This window comes from Micromonospora sp. CNZ309, assembly GCF_002846525.1.
The window spans coordinates 1976450-1991886 of record NZ_PJNG01000001.1; the positions used below are offsets into that span (position 1 = coordinate 1976450).

Annotated in this window: 14 protein-coding genes and 1 riboswitch; of the genes, 7 read left to right on the plus strand and 7 right to left on the minus strand. The window is 73.5% G+C overall.

Annotated elements, in window-relative coordinates:
* Positions 1-55: 55 nt before the first annotated feature.
* Entirely contained in the window at positions 56-562 is a 507-nt protein-coding gene (locus CLT72_RS07935) for an Lrp/AsnC family transcriptional regulator (RefSeq protein ID WP_089000007.1), read from the plus strand.
* Positions 563-596: 34 nt separating this feature from the next.
* Here CLT72_RS07935 and CLT72_RS07940 read toward each other — a convergent pair whose 3' ends face one another.
* The 4 genes from CLT72_RS07940 to CLT72_RS07955 all read right to left on the minus strand — a co-directional run bounded on the left by CLT72_RS07940 (position 597) and on the right by CLT72_RS07955 (position 5967).
* Complete coding sequence (locus CLT72_RS07940; RefSeq protein WP_101415023.1) at positions 597-1568, minus strand: non-homologous end-joining DNA ligase LigD; 972 nt, start codon at positions 1566-1568, stop codon at positions 597-599.
* Between the two features lie 66 nt (positions 1569-1634).
* The gene (locus CLT72_RS07945; protein ID WP_144082215.1) at positions 1635-5159 is read right to left on the minus strand and encodes a tetratricopeptide repeat protein; all 3525 of its coding nucleotides are present in this window, start codon (positions 5157-5159) and stop codon (positions 1635-1637) included.
* A gap of 24 nt (positions 5160-5183) precedes the next feature.
* The gene (locus tag CLT72_RS07950) at positions 5184-5564 is read right to left on the minus strand and encodes a hypothetical protein (RefSeq protein WP_144082216.1); all 381 of its coding nucleotides are present in this window, start codon (positions 5562-5564) and stop codon (positions 5184-5186) included.
* A gap of 172 nt (positions 5565-5736) precedes the next feature.
* Complete coding sequence (locus CLT72_RS07955) at positions 5737-5967, minus strand: hypothetical protein (RefSeq protein WP_089003424.1); 231 nt, start codon at positions 5965-5967, stop codon at positions 5737-5739.
* Positions 5968-6128: 161 nt separating this feature from the next.
* On the opposite strand from CLT72_RS07955, the gene CLT72_RS07960 reads away from it, so the two are divergent.
* The 5 genes from CLT72_RS07960 to CLT72_RS07980 all read left to right on the plus strand — a co-directional run bounded on the left by CLT72_RS07960 (position 6129) and on the right by CLT72_RS07980 (position 10732).
* Complete coding sequence (locus tag CLT72_RS07960; RefSeq protein ID WP_101410421.1) at positions 6129-6845, plus strand: alpha/beta hydrolase; 717 nt, start codon at positions 6129-6131, stop codon at positions 6843-6845.
* Between the two features lie 51 nt (positions 6846-6896).
* Positions 6897-7628, plus strand: coding sequence for a histidine phosphatase family protein (locus CLT72_RS07965; protein WP_101410423.1), 732 nt, complete (start codon positions 6897-6899; stop codon positions 7626-7628).
* A complete protein-coding gene (locus tag CLT72_RS07970) occupies positions 7612-8481 on the plus strand; it encodes an NAD(P)H-hydrate dehydratase (protein ID WP_101410425.1) in 870 nt (289 codons plus the stop codon). Before CLT72_RS07965 ends, CLT72_RS07970 begins: the two co-directional genes overlap by 17 nt.
* Positions 8482-8629: 148 nt before the next feature.
* A complete protein-coding gene (locus tag CLT72_RS07975) occupies positions 8630-10117 on the plus strand; it encodes a S8 family peptidase (RefSeq protein ID WP_101410427.1) in 1488 nt (495 codons plus the stop codon).
* A 114-nt stretch (positions 10118-10231) separates the two neighbouring features.
* Positions 10232-10732 (plus strand): hemerythrin domain-containing protein, encoded by a 501-nt coding sequence (locus CLT72_RS07980; RefSeq protein ID WP_101410429.1) that lies wholly within the window; start codon positions 10232-10234, stop codon positions 10730-10732.
* Here CLT72_RS07980 and CLT72_RS07985 read toward each other — a convergent pair.
* Together CLT72_RS07985 and CLT72_RS07990 are read right to left on the minus strand one after the other, a co-directional pair.
* A complete protein-coding gene (locus tag CLT72_RS07985; RefSeq protein WP_101410431.1) occupies positions 10701-11627 on the minus strand; it encodes a metallophosphoesterase family protein in 927 nt (308 codons plus the stop codon). The two genes, CLT72_RS07980 and CLT72_RS07985, sit on opposite strands and share 32 nt — an antisense overlap.
* Before the next feature lie 90 nt (positions 11628-11717).
* Positions 11718-12011, minus strand: a complete 294-nt coding sequence (locus CLT72_RS07990; protein ID WP_101410433.1) for a Rossmann-fold NAD(P)-binding domain-containing protein — start codon at positions 12009-12011, stop codon at positions 11718-11720.
* Between the two features lie 54 nt (positions 12012-12065).
* Positions 12066-12155, plus strand: a riboswitch (ZMP/ZTP riboswitch).
* 17 nt (positions 12156-12172) lie between these two features.
* On the opposite strand from CLT72_RS07990, the gene CLT72_RS07995 reads away from it, so the two are divergent.
* Positions 12173-13612: a glycine hydroxymethyltransferase gene (locus CLT72_RS07995; RefSeq protein ID WP_101410435.1), complete on the plus strand. Its 1440-nt coding sequence runs from the start codon at positions 12173-12175 to the stop codon at positions 13610-13612.
* 51 nt (positions 13613-13663) lie between these two features.
* Here the strand turns inward: CLT72_RS07995 and CLT72_RS08000 are convergent, their stop codons facing one another.
* Positions 13664-15328 (minus strand): ribulokinase, encoded by a 1665-nt coding sequence (locus CLT72_RS08000; protein WP_101410437.1) that lies wholly within the window; start codon positions 15326-15328, stop codon positions 13664-13666.
* Between the last annotated feature and the right edge of the window lie 109 nt (positions 15329-15437).

Consider the following 15437-nt stretch of genomic DNA (forward strand, 5'->3'; position numbering starts at 1 on the left):
ATTGACTCAAGATCCAGGACAAACGCGGGACGGATGGCATGGGACGGGCAGCGAAATGAGCCAGGAGTCCGGGGGCGTGGCGGAGCCGGCAGCCGGAACGGGACGTTCGGCGCGACCGCTGGACGACGTCGACCGGCGGATCCTCGACGAGCTGGTCCGCGACGGCCGCACGTCGGTGCGCACCCTCGCCGAGCGCATCCACATCTCGCGCACCAACGCGTACGCCCGCGTCGAGCGGCTGCTGCGCGACGGCGTGATCACCGGCTTCCGGGCCCAGGTCGCGCCCGAGGCGGCGGGGCTCGGCACCTCGGCGTACATCGCGCTGAAGATCGAGCAGAACACCTGGCGCGAGGTGTCGGCGGAGCTGGCCCGGGTGCGCTACATCGAGCACGCCGCCCTGCTCGGCGGCGACCACGACGTGCTCGCCCTGGTCCGGGCGCCCGACAACGCCACCCTGCGCGACGTGGTGCTGGGCCGCGTGCAGAGCATCGCCGGCGTGCTCTCCACCCGCACCTGGCTGGTCTTCGAGGAGTTCGACGGCGAGCGCAGCCCGTGGGAGTGAGCCGGCGCGGCGGCGTCCCCGCCGGCCGGTCCGCTCAGCGCTCCGGCGGGGCCTCCAGGCCCTCCCGGTCGGCCAGCTCCAGCAGCGGCTGGAGGGAGAACCGCCGGTCGTCGAGGCCCGCGTGCGGGTCGCCGCGCTCGGCGAACCGGGCGGGCATCGTGGTCACGGCGAAGTCCTCCGGCCGGGCGTCGTCCAGCTCCGACCAGTCCAACGGCGCGGAGACCAACGCCTGCGGGGTGGGGCGGATGGAGTACGCCGAGGCCATCGTGTGGTCCCGGGACATCTGGTTGTAGTCGACGAAGACCGGCCGGTCCCGTTGCGCCCGCCACCAGGTGGTGGTGACCAGGTCCGGCAGCCGGCGCTGCATCTCCCGCCCCAGGGCCAGCACCGCCCGCCGGCAGTCGCCGAAGCTCCACCGGGGCTCGATGGAGAGGTAGACGTGCAGGCCGCGTCCGCCGGTGGTCTTCGGGTAGCCGGTCAGCCCCAGCTCGGCGAGGAACGCGCGCACCTCGCGGGCCACCGGCACCACCTGGTCGAAGCCCACCCCCGGCATCGGGTCCAGGTCGATGCGCAGCTGGTCGGGCCGCTCGACGTCGGCGGCGCAGACCGGCCACGGGTGGAACCGCAGCGTGCCCAGGTTGGCCGCCCAGATCACCACCGCCAGCTCACCGGGCGCGACCTCGTCGGCCGTACGCCCGCTGGGGAAGGTGATGTGGGCGGTGCGCACCCAGTCGGGCGCCCCCGCCGGCAGCCGCTTCTGGTAGAAGGCGTCGCCCCGGTTGTCCTGCCGGGTGCCGATCTTCGCCCCCTCGAAGACGCCGCGCGGCCACCGCTCCAGCATGGTCGGGCGGTCCCGCAGGGCGCGCAGGATGCCGTCGCCGACGGCGAGGAAGTAGCGCACCACGTCCAGCTTGGTCAGCCCGAGTTCCGGGAAGTACGGCTTGTCGGGGCTGGAGACACGCACCAGCCGCTCCCCCACCTGGATCTCCTCGGCCGGCGTCGCCACGTGCACACCGTAACCCGATGGTGATGGCGCCAGGGCGCACGCCGCGTGTGGGCGATCCCGTCGGCATCAGCTCGCGTCGTGACGGTTCGCTCGCAGGTTACTGATCCCCGCCAACCTGGCACGTGCCTCTCGGGTTGCCGAGTGGTCCGGGCCGAATCGACCGGTCCGGTCCTCAAGGGCCTGGCGGGCCATGGACTCGGCCTCGTCCAACTGCTCCGCCGCGACGAGTTCGTCGACGAGCAGATCCCCGAACCTCAGGGTGTCCGGGTGGTCCTCCCCCAAGGCTGCGCGGGCTGCCACGAACGCGTCGCGCCAGTGGCCGGCCGCATCGAGGGGCTGCTGAGAGGCTCTGGCAAGCAGGGCCAGTGTGGCGCAGGTCAGGTGGTGCTCCGGCCCGAGGTCCCGGGACCGGACGCGGAGGACCTCACGGTATTCGCGTTCCGCGTCGTCGAACCGCCCCTGTGCGTCGAGCATCTGGCCCAACTCGAACCGCACCTCGACGGTCGACGGAGCCTCCTCGCCGGCCGCTTCCGCACGCCACGCGAGGACCTGCCGCAGCTCCGCCTCGGCGTCCACGAAACGGCCCTGCAGTCCAACGATCCGCGCGAGGTCGTGCCACGTCCTGACCGTGGTGGGATCCAGGTCGCCGAGAGTCCGGCGCATGAGGTCCAACACCTCCCGGAACTCCGACTCGGCCTCGTCGAGCTTCCCGCGGTCGCGCAACTGCCGCGCCAGGCATCGACGGCTGCGCAGCGTACGCACGTGCTCCGGGCCGAGCACCCGCGCCTGCTTCCCGGCTACCTCGCGGAACAGCGTCTCGGCCGTCGTGTGGTCACCGGTCCTGGCGGTGACGTGCGCCAGCCGGTGCGTCGTGGTCAGCGTCCGCGGGTGCTCCTCACCCAGGACCTGTCGCCGCGCGTCGACGACCAGGAGGTACTCCGCCCGGGCCGCCTGGTCGTGGCCCTGGTCGGTCAGCACCTCGGCCAGGACGAGCCGGGTGTCGATGGTGTCCTTGTCGTCCGGTCCCAGAGCCTCGATCTGGAGGTCGAGCACACCCCGCAGCTCGGCCTCCGCCTCGGCGAACCGGCCCTGGTCGGCGAGCACCCGCGCGAGTTGTCCCCGGCAGGCCAGCGTCGAGGGGTGGGCGTCGCCCCGGCTGCGGCGGAAGGCCTGCCAGACGGCCCGGTACTCGGCCTCGGCCTCGGCGTGACGGTCCTGGTCACGGGCCACGAGGGCGAGATCCGACCGGGTGAGCCACACCGGAGAGCTGTCCTCTCCGGCCAGCCGCACCTCTGCCCGCAGGATCTCGCGGTACTCCGCCTCGGCCTCGGCGTAACGGTCACACGCGCGCAGGAAGGAGGCGAGCTCTCTGCGCATCACGAGGGTGCGGCGATCGTCCGCGCCGCACTGCCTCGTCATGGCCTCGACGCTCGCACGGTACTCCCGCTCCGCCTCGGCCGTCCGCTTCTGGCGGGCGAGGACGGAGGCCAGTCTGGACCTGACGCGCAGCGCGCGCACGCTCACGTCACCCTCGCCCCGCTCGGCCACCTCGAGCAGGGCGCGCAACTCCGCCTCCGCCTCGTCCAGTCGTCCTCGCCGGCGCAGCAGCAGGGCCAGATCCTCCCAGGCGGTCAGGGCCACGTGATGCCCCTCGCCCAGGGCCGCACGCATTGCCGCCAGGAGCGCCCGGTACGCCTGTTCCGCTTCCTCCAACTGGCCGTGCTGCTCCAGGATCCTGACGCTGTTGTGCCGGGTTTCCAACGCGCGTGAGGTACGACTGAGCGGGTGCCACCGCATGACCGACAACTGCGTGCGGGCGGCAGTGAGCTGTAGTTCGGCGTCCTGCCGTGGCAACCGGAGGCCGCAGACGCTGGTCTGTGCGACCAGGCCGACGTGGGGAGAGATCCGGCACAACATGCGCATGAAGAGATTCCCGGACTCCCGGAGGTCGACCGCCGCCGCGTCGAAGCGCTCCAGCCCCCACAGGCAATGCCCGCGCCGGTGCTGGAACGCTCTGGTCACCTTCGCCCGGCGCCCCGCCACCGCCGTCGCCAACGACAGGTAGATCGTCAGGCTGTCCACCGCCGCCTCCGCCGCCAGAAGGGCGGCGACCGCCTGCGAGACCCCGCTGACGGCCCGTACGAACCTGTGCCGCAGCGCCTCGGGCACGTATCCGGGATCGTTCGTGAGGTCGGTGGCCAGCCGCCGCAGGTGCGGATCCAGCACGTAGAGCTGCCCGCCGTTGACCGCAGGGCCGTCGGGGCTGTCGGTGAGCGCGGACACGAGTGCCCTGACGGCGTCTGACCGCGTCGCCGCTGCCCGCGACGGCTCGGCCAAGAGACGCTCACGCATGACCTCATGCACCAGCGGGTGAACGGTGATCAGGTGATGTCGCACCGCTGGGTCGGCCTGCCCGACGGCGGGCTCGCCCGCGTGGTGATCGTCGATCAGAGCCAGGGCACGGAGGGCGCTGACGAGCGCGTCGGCCCGCGCCAGCACGGCTGTGGCCTCGTTGCCGGACGCGACCTGCTGGATCAGCGACGACGGGACGGGGGCGTTGGCGAAGCAGGAGAGCAAGGCCAGGACGCTGCCCGCGTCCGGCAGACCTCGTTCGGCGAGCCATTCCAGGGAAAGGTCCCAGGTGGCTGTCACGAGGTCGCGCGGGCTCGGCTCACCCGCACCGAGAGACGTCGCGGTGCGGGTGGCGGCGTCGATCGTCGCGCTGAAGCGTCTGGCCAGCAGCGCGTCGTAGTCGGCGACCCTCAGCGCGGCGCCCCGGGCACGGGAGGTTGCCAGGTAGCGTCCCGCCGCCCGCAGTGCGAGAGGGAGGCCGCCCAGCCGTTCGGCCAGGTTCTCCGCGTCCGTACGCTCGGCACCCCGCCCCTCGGCGTCGAGGTCGGCGGAGTCGAGCAGGACCTGACCGCCGTCCGACGGACTCAGCGTGGAGAGGCGACGGGCCATCACCCGGCGTCCCCAGACGGAGAGGTCCCCCACCCGGGAGGTCACCAGCACCAGCCCGCCCGCGCTCGCCCGCAGCCAGCCGTTTCCGGCGTCGGTCCGTTCACCGTCTGCGGCGAGGAACTGCGGGTCGTCCGCGTTGTCCACGATCAGCAGCCAGTTGGTCGTGGCACGTTCGAGAACGGACCACACGGCGTCAACCGCGCCGGCCTCGTCCGGGCTGGCCGGCACCTGGAAGTCGGGACCGGCAAGCTGCCGGGCGACCAACCACATCGCCGCCTGGACGCGGGACCGGTCGGAAGCGTCGACCCAGAACGGCTGCACGCCTGCTCGTGCCGCCTGAACCGCGATCGCCAGCGCCACGGCGGACTTGCCGACCCCGCCCAGGCCGTGCAGCAACCAGATCGGCCTGGTGGTCCGCTCGCCGTACCGCTGCTGGCGCACCATGAGGTCGACCGCGGAGAGAACCTCGTCGATGACCGGTTGGCGTCCCCAGACCCTCGGTGGTAGACGGCCGACCGGGGGAGCCACCGACAGTCCGGCTGCCGACGGGCTCGGACCGGCGTCGAGCACCGTGTTGATGGTGAGTGGTCCCTTGATGTCCCTGCCGGCTCCCACACCGATGCCACGCACCGTGACCTGCCTGCGGCCCACCCCTCAGCGTCTCCGGACCCGAAGCCGCAGTTTGCCCCGCACGTCGCGGCCGGCGGCCACCGCACCGTCGCCGGCCGCCACCACGCCCGCTTCGGAAGGCGGCGACGGCGCCTGGTGCCCGAAACCCCCGACATCGACCTCGACGTCTCCGTCGACATCCTTGCCGGCAGCCACCGCACCACGCCCCGCCGCGACGACGCCGCCGGGCGCCTGGTTGAGGGAGAGCCACACCTGCGAGCCGATGAGCACGACCGAGGTGACCGCCAACGCGACACCCCACGTCCAGCTCCACGCGTCGGTCAGGACGTTGGTGACGTAGCCGGCGCCGACACCGGCAGCCGCCGACAGGGCCGTCAGGACCGCTCGGCCGAGCACACCCGCCACGACGTCTCCCGCCTACGCGAACATCGGCTGCTACCGCGGCCGTCGCATGCGCAATCTAGCGGCGGGCACCGCCTCGCTCAACGAGGTGACGGGTTTCGGACCGAACACACCACACCCACCGTCGGCGGTCGGGACGGCCGCCGTCCGGCCGCCCCTACCGCCGACGGCGCACTCAGCTCATCTCCTCCTGGAGGCGCGAGATGAGCATCCGCTTGCCCTGCTCGCCCGCCTTGCGGTTGTTCTCCTGGATCTTCCGGAACCAGGTGGCCAGTTCCGTGTCGCCCCGCGCGTCGGCGTCGGCGATGTAGTTCTCCAACTGCCAGATGTGCTGCAACGACATCTGCAGCGCGTGGATGAGGTCGTAGTTCTGGTCCTTCACCGGGCTCGCCGGCTCCCTGACCATCGTGGCCACGGCACACCTCCCCGTCTCGGTGATCGGTGGAGTCAGCGCTTACCCGCCGCGCGGCGGGTCACGCCCGCTCGTCACACCCCTGCGCTACCGTGCGTGGCGATCGGGTGACGGGCCGGCCGGCCCCTCGACCAGACCTGCGAGGAGCATCGGCGATGGCGACGTACGTGTTGATCCCCCCGGCCGCGAGCGGGCCCTGGTACTGGCACCTGCTGGCGGAGCAGTTGCGTGACCGGGGGCACGACGTGGTGGCGGTCGACCTGCCGTGCGACGACGACTCGGCGGGGCTGGCGGAGTACACCGACGCCGCCGTCCGGGCCGTCGGGGACCGTACGGACCTGGTCGTCGTGGCTCAGTCGTTCGGCGCGTTCACCGGCCCGCTGGTGTGCGACCGGGTCCACGCGGACCTGCTCGTGCTCCTGACCCCGATGGTGCCCTGCCCCGGCGAGTCGCCGGGCGAGTGGTGGAGCGGCACCGGCTACACGCAGGCCAGGCGGATCCAGGCCGAACGCGAGGGCTGGACGCCGGAGCAGGACGAGGACCCGAACGTCGTCTTCTTCCACGAGCTGCCGCCCCGGCTGGTCGAGGAGGCCACGGCCAACGCCCGGGACCAGTCGGGCACGCCGTTCGAGAAGCCCTGGCCGCTCGCCGCCTGGCCGGACGTGCCGACCCGGGCGCTGCTCTGCCGGGGTGACCGCTTCTTCCCCGTCGACTTCCTGCGGAAGCTGGTGTCCGACCGGCTGGGCGTCACCCCGGACGAGATGGACGGCGGGCACCCGGTGGCCCTGAGCCGGCCGAGGGAGCTGGCCGACCGGTTGGAGGAGATCCGGCGGGAGGTCTGCGGGGTCGCCCGCCCGGCGCAGCGGGGGTGAGCGGTGGCGGGCCGCGGTTACCCGGGGCGGGGCGCGGGTAGGGGTTGCCGCATGGCGGAACTGGCGACGCTCTGGATCATCCGACACGGTGAAAGCACGGCGAACGTGGCGGCCACGGCGGCCGAGGCCGCCGGCGCCGAGCTGATCGACCTGACCCATCGCGACGCGGACGTGCCGTTGAGCCCGACCGGTGAGGAGCAGGCCCGGGCCACCGCGCGCTGGCTGGCCGGGCTGCCCGGGGCCCGCCGGCCGGACGTGGCGGTGGTGTCGCCGTACCTGCGGGCGGTGCAGACCGCCGAGCTGGCCCTGGCCGGCACCGGGATTCCCCTCAGCCGCGACGAGCGGCTGCGCGACCGGGAGTTGGGCATCCTGGACGGGCTGACCGGGCAGGGGGTGCGCCGACGGCACCCGGAGGAGGCGGCGCGCCGCGACCGGCTTGGCAAGTTCTACTACCGGCCGCCGGGCGGCGAGTCCTGGACCGACGTGGCGCTGCGCCTGCGCGCCCTGCTCGGCGACCTGCGCCGCGACCACGAGGGCCGGCGCGTGCTGCTGTTCGGCCACGACGCCCTGGTCTTCCTGATCCGCTACCTGGTGGAGGGGCTCACCGAGGCGGAGCTGATGGCGCTGACCCGCGAGCAGGTCATCGCCAACTGCTCCATCACCGGCTGGTCCGCCGGCACCGACGGCCGGCTCGCCCCGGACGTGTTCAACGACGTCGGTCACCTGCACGCGCAGGGCGCCCGGCCGACCAGGGAGGACGAGGTCCATGCCGAACCGGTCTGACACCCGGGTGATCACGCCCGGGCTGCTGCGGGACTGGGCGCTGCCCGTACCGACCGGCGGCAAGGAGGCCCGGGGCACGGTGCTGGTGGTCGGCGGCTCGCGGTTCACCCCCGGCGCGGTGCTGCTCGCCGGCGTGGCGGCGTTGCGGGCCGGGGCCGGCGTGCTCCAGCTCGCCGCCGCCGAGTCGACCGCCGCCGCGCTGAGCATCCAGGTGCCCGAGGCGCTGGTGGTGGGGCTGCCGGAGACGGCCGACGGGGCGGTCGCGGGACGGCCCGGCGAGCTGCTGGACGAGCTGGTGACGCAGGCCGACGTGGTGGCCCTCGGCCCCGGGCTGAAGGACATCGACGAGACCGGCCGCCTGCTGCGCCTGGTGCTCGACGCCGCCGGCCCGGAAACGTCGCTGGTGCTCGACGCGTACGCCCTGGGTGCCCTGAGCCATGCCCCGGACCTGCTGGTCGGGTCCGGTCGGCCGGTGGTGCTCACCCCCAACCTCACCGAGGCCCGGCACCTGCTCGACCGGGAGCCCGGCGACGACCTGGACGCCGAGGCGACGGAGCTGGCCCGCCGCTACGACGCGGTGGTCTCCCTCTACGGTCACATCGCCACCCCCGACGGCCACAGTTGGCGGGAGGAGAGCGGCGACGCGGGCCTGGGCACCTCCGGCAGCGGGGACGTGCGCGCCGGGCTGCTGGCCGGGCTGCTGTCGCGGGGCGCGGAACCGGCGCAGGCCGCGTGCTGGGCGGCGTTCGCCCACGCGGTGAGCGGTCAGCGGCTGGTCCCCCGGTTCGGCCGGATCGGCTTCCTCGCCCGGGAACTGCTCGACGAGATCCCGCACACCCTGGCGACCGTCTGACACCTTCCGTCGGCCCCGCACGGACGCGTGTAACGCCAGCGGACCCCGTGGCGCTGCTGCTTGCGGAGGCGTGCATCCCGCGCGCCTCCCGCCGGTCGCTCCCCGCCAGGGGGCGTACCCCGGCTGGAAACAGCCCCTGGGAGTCTGTGTGAAGAACCTCCGTCGCAAGACACTGGCTGCCGCGTCCGCCGTGACGCTCGGCGTCGGCCTCGCCGTCGCCGGCGGGGTGGCCCCGGCGGCGTCGGCCGCCGGCCCGGACACCACGTTCCTGGTGCTCGCCCCGCAGGGCGCCAAGACCGACAAGGCGGCCGCGCGCGTGGCCGCCGCCAACGGCACCGTGGTCGCCAGCTACGACCAGATCGGCGTGCTCGTCGTCCGGTCGACCAACCCCGACTTCGTCACGGACGTGGCGGGCGCGGGCGTCGACTCGGTGGCGTCCACCGCCGGCCTGGGCACCGCCCTCGACGAGGGCGAGACCCTGGAGGTCTCCGCGGCCGAGGCGGTCAACACGACCGCCGACCCGACCAAGGAGCCCCTCTTCGGTCAGCAGTGGGACATGCCGATGATCGACGTCCCGCAGGCCCACGCCGTCAACGCCGGCCGGGCCGACGTGGTGGTGGGCGTGCTGGACAGCGGCATCTCGTCCAGCCACCCCGATCTGGCCAGCCAGATCGCGAAGAACAAGAGCACGTCCTGCCTCGGTGGCGTCACCGACACCACCGAGTCCGCCTGGAACCCGACCACCTCCGACCACGGCACGCACGTGGCCGGCACCATCGCCGCCGCCGTCAACGGCGTCGGCGTGGCCGGTGTCGCCCCGGGCGTCAAGGTGGCCGCCGTCAAGGTGGTCAACGACGACGGCTACATCTTCCCGGAGGCCGCGGTCTGCGGGTTCATGTGGGCCGCCGAGCAGGGCATGCGGGTGACCAACAACAGCTACTACATCGACCCGTGGCAGCTGAACTGCCGCAACGACGCGCGCCAGCGTCCGGTGTGGAAGGCGGTCCAGCGGGCCCTGCGTTACTCGCAGAGCAAGGGCGTGCTGCACGTGGCGTCCGCGGGTAACAGCAACTGGGACCTCGCCCACAGGATCACCGACACGGGCAGCCCGAACAACGGGACGCCGGAGGAGCGCGAGAACCTCACCAACTCCTGCCTCGTCCTGCCGGGTGAGGCGCCGGGCGTGGTGACGGTGTCGGCGGTCGGCCCGACCGGGGAGAAGAGCTACTACTCCTCGTACGGCCAGGGCGTGGTCGAGGTGACGGCGCCGGGTGGCGACACCCGCTTCCGTACCCGGGGGGTCAGCTCGACCCTCTCCGACGGCATCCTGTCCACCACCTACAACACCACCACGAAGACCAACGGTTGGGGCTACAAGCAGGGCACCTCGATGTCCTCGCCGCACGCCGCCGGCGTGGCCGCCCTGGCCGTCTCGGCGCACCCGGGCATGACGTCCGGCCAGCTGTCGGCCTTCCTGGGCAACACCGCCGAGGCGATCGCCTGCCCCGGCGGCGTCTACAACCCGGTGCCGCTGATCGCGGCCGGCCCGAACGCCTACGACGCGACCTGCTCCGGCGGCAAGCGCAACGGCTTCTACGGCGCCGGCATGGTCAACGCGTACAACGTGGTGAGGTAGCAGGCACGGCACGACCCGTGGTGAGGCCCGGCGGATCACCGCCGGGCCTCACCCGTTTTCGCTGCTCACCACGGGGGTACGGGAGGAGTTGTCAGACGAGCCGAGGAGGTCACGGTGTCCACCGATGCCATCGTGGTGTTGAAAGAGGACCACAAGGAGATGCGCCGCCTGTTCAAGGCGTTCCAGGACGCCGAGGAGGGTCCGGCGGCGCGGCGGCAGAAGCTGGTGAACGAGATCCTGGAGGCCCTCACGGTGCACACCTACCTCGAGAACGAGGTGATGTACCCCGAGATCCGCAAGCTCCTGCCCGACCTGGAGGACGACATCCTCGAGTCGTACGAGGAGCACCACGTCGCCGACGTGCTCTGCGCCGAGCTGTTCACCATGGACGCCGCCGACGAGCGCTTCAACGCCAAGACCACCGTGCTGATCGAGAACGTCCTGCACCACGTCGAGGAGGAGGAGCAGGAGTGGTTCCCCAAGGTGCGCGAGGCACTCGGCCGTAAGCAGCTCCAGGAGATCGGCGAGCGGATGATCGCGCTGCGCGCGGACGCGCCGCGCAAGCCGACCGACCCGAAGGCGATCAAGAAGTCGTTGGACGCGGTGACGGCCTGAGCGGACGGGACCCCACGGGCCCCGGTGCGCCGGGGCCCGTCGTCACGTCCGGGGGCGCGGGCAGGATCCGCCGCAGCGTCGGTGGCGCGGCGCGGGGCCGCCACTCCCGGGGGTAGCCCACCGAGACCTCCTCGAACCGCACCCCGTCGTGCCAGGTGGTACGGGGGATGTGCAGGTGGCCGTAGACCACGGCGGTGGCGTCGAAGCGCAGGTGCCAGTCGGCGGTGGACTCGGTGCCGCACCACTGGGCGAAGATCGGATAGCGCAGCACCCGGGTCGGCTCGCGCAGCAGCGGCCAGTGGTTGACCAGCACCGTCGGCATGCCGGGCTCCCGCTCGGCGAGCCGACGCGCGGTCTCGGCGACCCGGGCGGCGCACCACGCGGACCGGCTCGGGTACGGGTCGGGGTGCAGCAGGAACTCGTCGGTGCACACGACCCCCACCCGGTAGGCCTCCTCCAGCGCCGCCTCGGGGGTGTCGAGCCCGTCCGGGCGCCAGCTGTGGTCGTAGAGCAGGAACAGCGGCGCCACCAGCACCGGGCCGCCCTGCCCCCGCCACACCGGGTACGGGTCCTCCGGGGTCAGCACGCCCAGCCGCCGGCAGACGTCGACCAGGTACGCGTAGCGCGCGGCCCCGCGCAGCGCCACCGGGTCGGCGGGCGGGGTCCACAGCTCGTGGTTGCCCGGCGCCCAGAGCACCTTCGCGAAGCGGCGACTGAGCAGGCCGAGGGCCCACTCGACGTCGGCCACCGTGTCGCCCACGTCGCCGGCGACCAGCAGCCAGTCCCGCGGCGACCCGGGGCGCAGCCCCTCGACCACCTCCCGGTTGCCCGCGTGACCGACGTGCAGGTCGCTGATGGCGAGCACACTGCCGCCCTCACCGTCCTCCCCCGCCATGCCGCTGATCCTAGGCAGCGACGGGCCCCACCGCGAGGGTCACCCGCGCCGCCGGCCGGCCCGACGGACCGCCGCCGGGCCCGGAAGGGCTCAGCTTCCGGAGGCCGGCTCGGCCGTCCTGCGGAGCTGCGCCGCCGTGAGCCGGTCCGGAACGATCTTGCCGGCGGCGGTCTGCACCTTGTTGAGCAGGGCACCCGCGGTAACCGTCTGGTCGCCGCACATCATCGCCGCGAAGCCCTGCTCGGCCACTTTCCGCGGGTCGTCCTTGCGCCCGGAGCCGAGCCGGGTGTCCGCCAGCTCGGCACGGTCGAAGAACTCCGTGTCGGTCGCCCCGGGTGGGCCGTGCCCCGCCGCGAGCCGGTCATGCCCCGCGTCGGTGCCCACCCGCCGCGCCGCGCGAGGTGGGCCGGGAGCCGCCGGGACGGACCCGGTAGGATCGGCGCGGGCCGTGACTGGCGCGTGGGGATGGAAAACCATCGGGAAGCGGTCCCGTCATGAGGACGCATGCCGAGCGCCTGGGCCTTCCGCACGTCACTGGAGGTCGCATGTCGTCGCTGAACGCCGAATCCACCGCCTTCCGCAGCGCCCTCGAGGTGATCCGCGCCGTCGAGCCGCGGGTCGCCGACGCCATCGGCGCCGAGCTCGCCGACCAGCGCGAGTCGCTCAAGCTCATCGCCAGCGAGAACTACGCCTCCCCCGCGACCCTGCTGACCATGGGCAACTGGTTCAGCGACAAGTACGCCGAGGGCACCGTCGGGCGCCGCTTCTATGCGGGCTGCCAGAACGTCGACACCGTCGAGGCGCTCGCCGCCGAGCACGCCCGGGAGCTGTTCGGCGCCGCGCACGCGTACGTGCAGCCGCACTCCGGCATCGACGCCAACCTGGTCGCGTTCTGGGCGATCCTGGCCGACCGGGTGGAGTCGCCCGCGCTGAAGAAGGCCCAGGTGCGGCAGGTCAACGACCTCACCGAGGCCGACTGGTTCGCGCTGCGCCGGGAGCTGGGCAACCAGCGGATGCTCGGCATGTCGCTGGACGCCGGCGGCCACCTGACCCACGGGTTCCGGCCGAACATCTCCGGCAAGATGTTCGACCAGCGCAGCTACGGCACCGACCCGGTCACCGGCCTCGTGGACTACGACAAGGTCGCCGAGGCGGCCCGCGAGTTCAAGCCGCTGATCCTGGTCGCCGGCTACTCGGCGTACCCGCGGAAGGTCAACTTCCGGATCATGCGGGAGATCGCCGACTCGGTCGGCGCCACCTTCATGGTCGACATGGCGCACTTCGCCGGCCTGGTCGCCGGAAAGGTCTTCACCGGCGACTTCGACCCGGTGCCGCACGCGCACATCGTCACCACCACCACGCACAAGTCGCTGCGTGGCCCGCGCGGCGGCATGGTGCTCTGCCAGCCCGAGCTGGCCGACCAGGTCGACCGGGGCTGCCCGATGGTGCTCGGCGGCCCACTGCCGCACGTGATGGCCGCCAAGGCCGTCGCCCTCGCCGAGGCCCGCCGCCCCGACTTCGCCGACTACGCCCAGCGGATCGTCGACAACGCCCAGGCGCTCGCCGACGGGCTGCTGCGGCGCGGCGGCAAGCTCGTCACCGGCGGCACCGACAACCACCTGGTGCTGATCGACGTCTCCGGCTACGGCCTGACCGGCCGGCAGGCCGAGCAGGCGCTGCTCGACTCCGGCATCGTCACCAACCGCAACTCCGTGCCGCAGGACCCGAACGGCGCCTGGTACACCTCCGGCATCCGGGTCGGCACCCCGGCGCTGACCAGCCGGGGCCTCGGCACCGCGCAGATGGACGAGACCGCCGAGCTGATCCACACCGTGCTCAGCCAGACCAAGCCGGGCGCCAACCCGGACGGCACCGCGTCCAAGGCCAAGTACGTCCTCGACCCGGCCGTCGCCGACCGGGTCGCCAAGCAGGCCAGCGACCTGCTGACCGGCTTCCCGCTCTACCCGGCCGTCGACCTCGGCTGAACCGCGCCACCCCGACGCCCCCGCCCGGCCGACCGGGCGGGGGCGTCGCCGTCACCGGGCCTGGTGGCGCAGGGCGCGGAGGCGGTGCAGGACGTCGGTGCCGCCCAGGCCGAAGTGGTCGTGCAGGGCGCGGTACTCGGCGTACAGCTCGTCGTAGGCCGCCGACCGGGCCGGATCGGGGTGCCAGGTCTCGCGCCGGCCGGCGCCCATCGCCGCCGAGGCGGCCGGCACGTCCGGGTACGCCCCGGCGGCGACCGCCGCGTGGATGGCCGCGCCCAGCGCCGCCGGGTGGGCGGAGTCGAGCACGTGCAGCGGCCGGTCGAGCACGTCGGCGTAGATCCGCAGCAACAGCCGGTTGTCGGTCAGCCCGCCGGCCACGGTCAGCTCGTCGACGGCCACCCCGGCGGCGGTGAACGCGTCCACGACGGTCCGGGCGCCGAAGGCGGTGGCCTCCAGCAGCGCCCGCCAGATGTCCTCCGGCCGGGTGGCGAGGGTCAGCCCGACCAGCACGCCGCTCAGCTCGTGGTCCATCAGCACCGAGCGGTTGCCGCTGTGCCAGTCCAGGGCCAGCAGCCCGTGGCCGCCCACCGGCTGCTCGGCGGCGAGGGTGTCCAGCAGCTCGTACGGGCTGAGCCCCCGGCGGCGCGCCTCGTCGGCGTAGTGGGCCGGCAGGGCGTTGCGGGCGTACCAGGCGAAGATGTCGCCGACCCCGCTCTGCCCCGCCTCGTAGCCCCACGCCCCGGCGGTGACGCCGCCGTCGACCACGCCGCAGACGCCGGGCACCTCGCGGTACGTCTCCGCGTTCATGATCAGGCACGTGGAGGTGCCGAGCACCGCGAGCATCCGGCCGGGCTCGACCGCGCGGGCCGCCGCGGCGGTGACGTGCGCGTCGATGGCACCCGCCGCGACGGCGGTCCCGGCCGGCAGCCCGGTCCACCGGGCGGCGTCGGCGGTCAGCCGGCCGGCCCGGGCACCCGCCGCCACGAGCGGGCCGTCGACGCGGGGCAGCAGCCCGTCGAGGCGGGGGTGCAGGGCGCGCAGGAACTCCGCCGACGGGTACCGCCCGTCCTGCCGTAGCCCCTTGTAGCCGGCGGCCGGAACGTTGCGGGTCTCCCGGCCGCAGAGCTGCCAGACCAGCCAGTCCGCGGCCTCGATGAACCGCGCCGCCCGCTCGAAGACGGCCGGGTCCTCCTGGAGCACCTCCAGCGCCTTGGCGAGCTGCCACTCGGCGGAGACCCGGCCGCCGTAGCGGGGCAGCCAGCTCTCACCGCGCGCGGCGGCGACGTCGTTGATCCGGGCGGCCTGCCGCTGGGCCGCGTGGTGCTTCCACAGCTTCGGGTACGCGTGCGGCCGCCCGGCCAGATCGGGCAGCTCGCACAGCGGGGTGCCGTCGGCGAGGGTGGGCAGCATCGTGCAGGAGGTGGCGTCGACGCCGATGCCGCACACGTCCTCGGGCCGGACCCCGGCGGCGCGCAGTGCGGCGGGCACCGCGACGCGGAGCACCTCGCGGTGGTCGTCGGGGTGCTGCAACGCCCAGTCCGGCGGCAGCGGCGTCCCGTCGGGCAGCCGCTCGGTGATCACCCCGTGCCGGTACGCGTGGACGGCCTCGCCGCGTACGGCGCCGTCGGCCACGTCGACCACGACGGCCCGGCCGGAGAGGGTGCCGAAGTCGACCCCGACGACGTGCCTGGGTGGGTCGGCCGCCGGCTGTGTCACCGCTGCTCCTTTCGCCGCGACGCGCCGGTGCCCGGGCGGACGGCCGGTCAGCGGCGGCGGGAGGAAACGCTACCGGTGCCGAAGGACCGGGTGGCGCTGGGGACGAGGG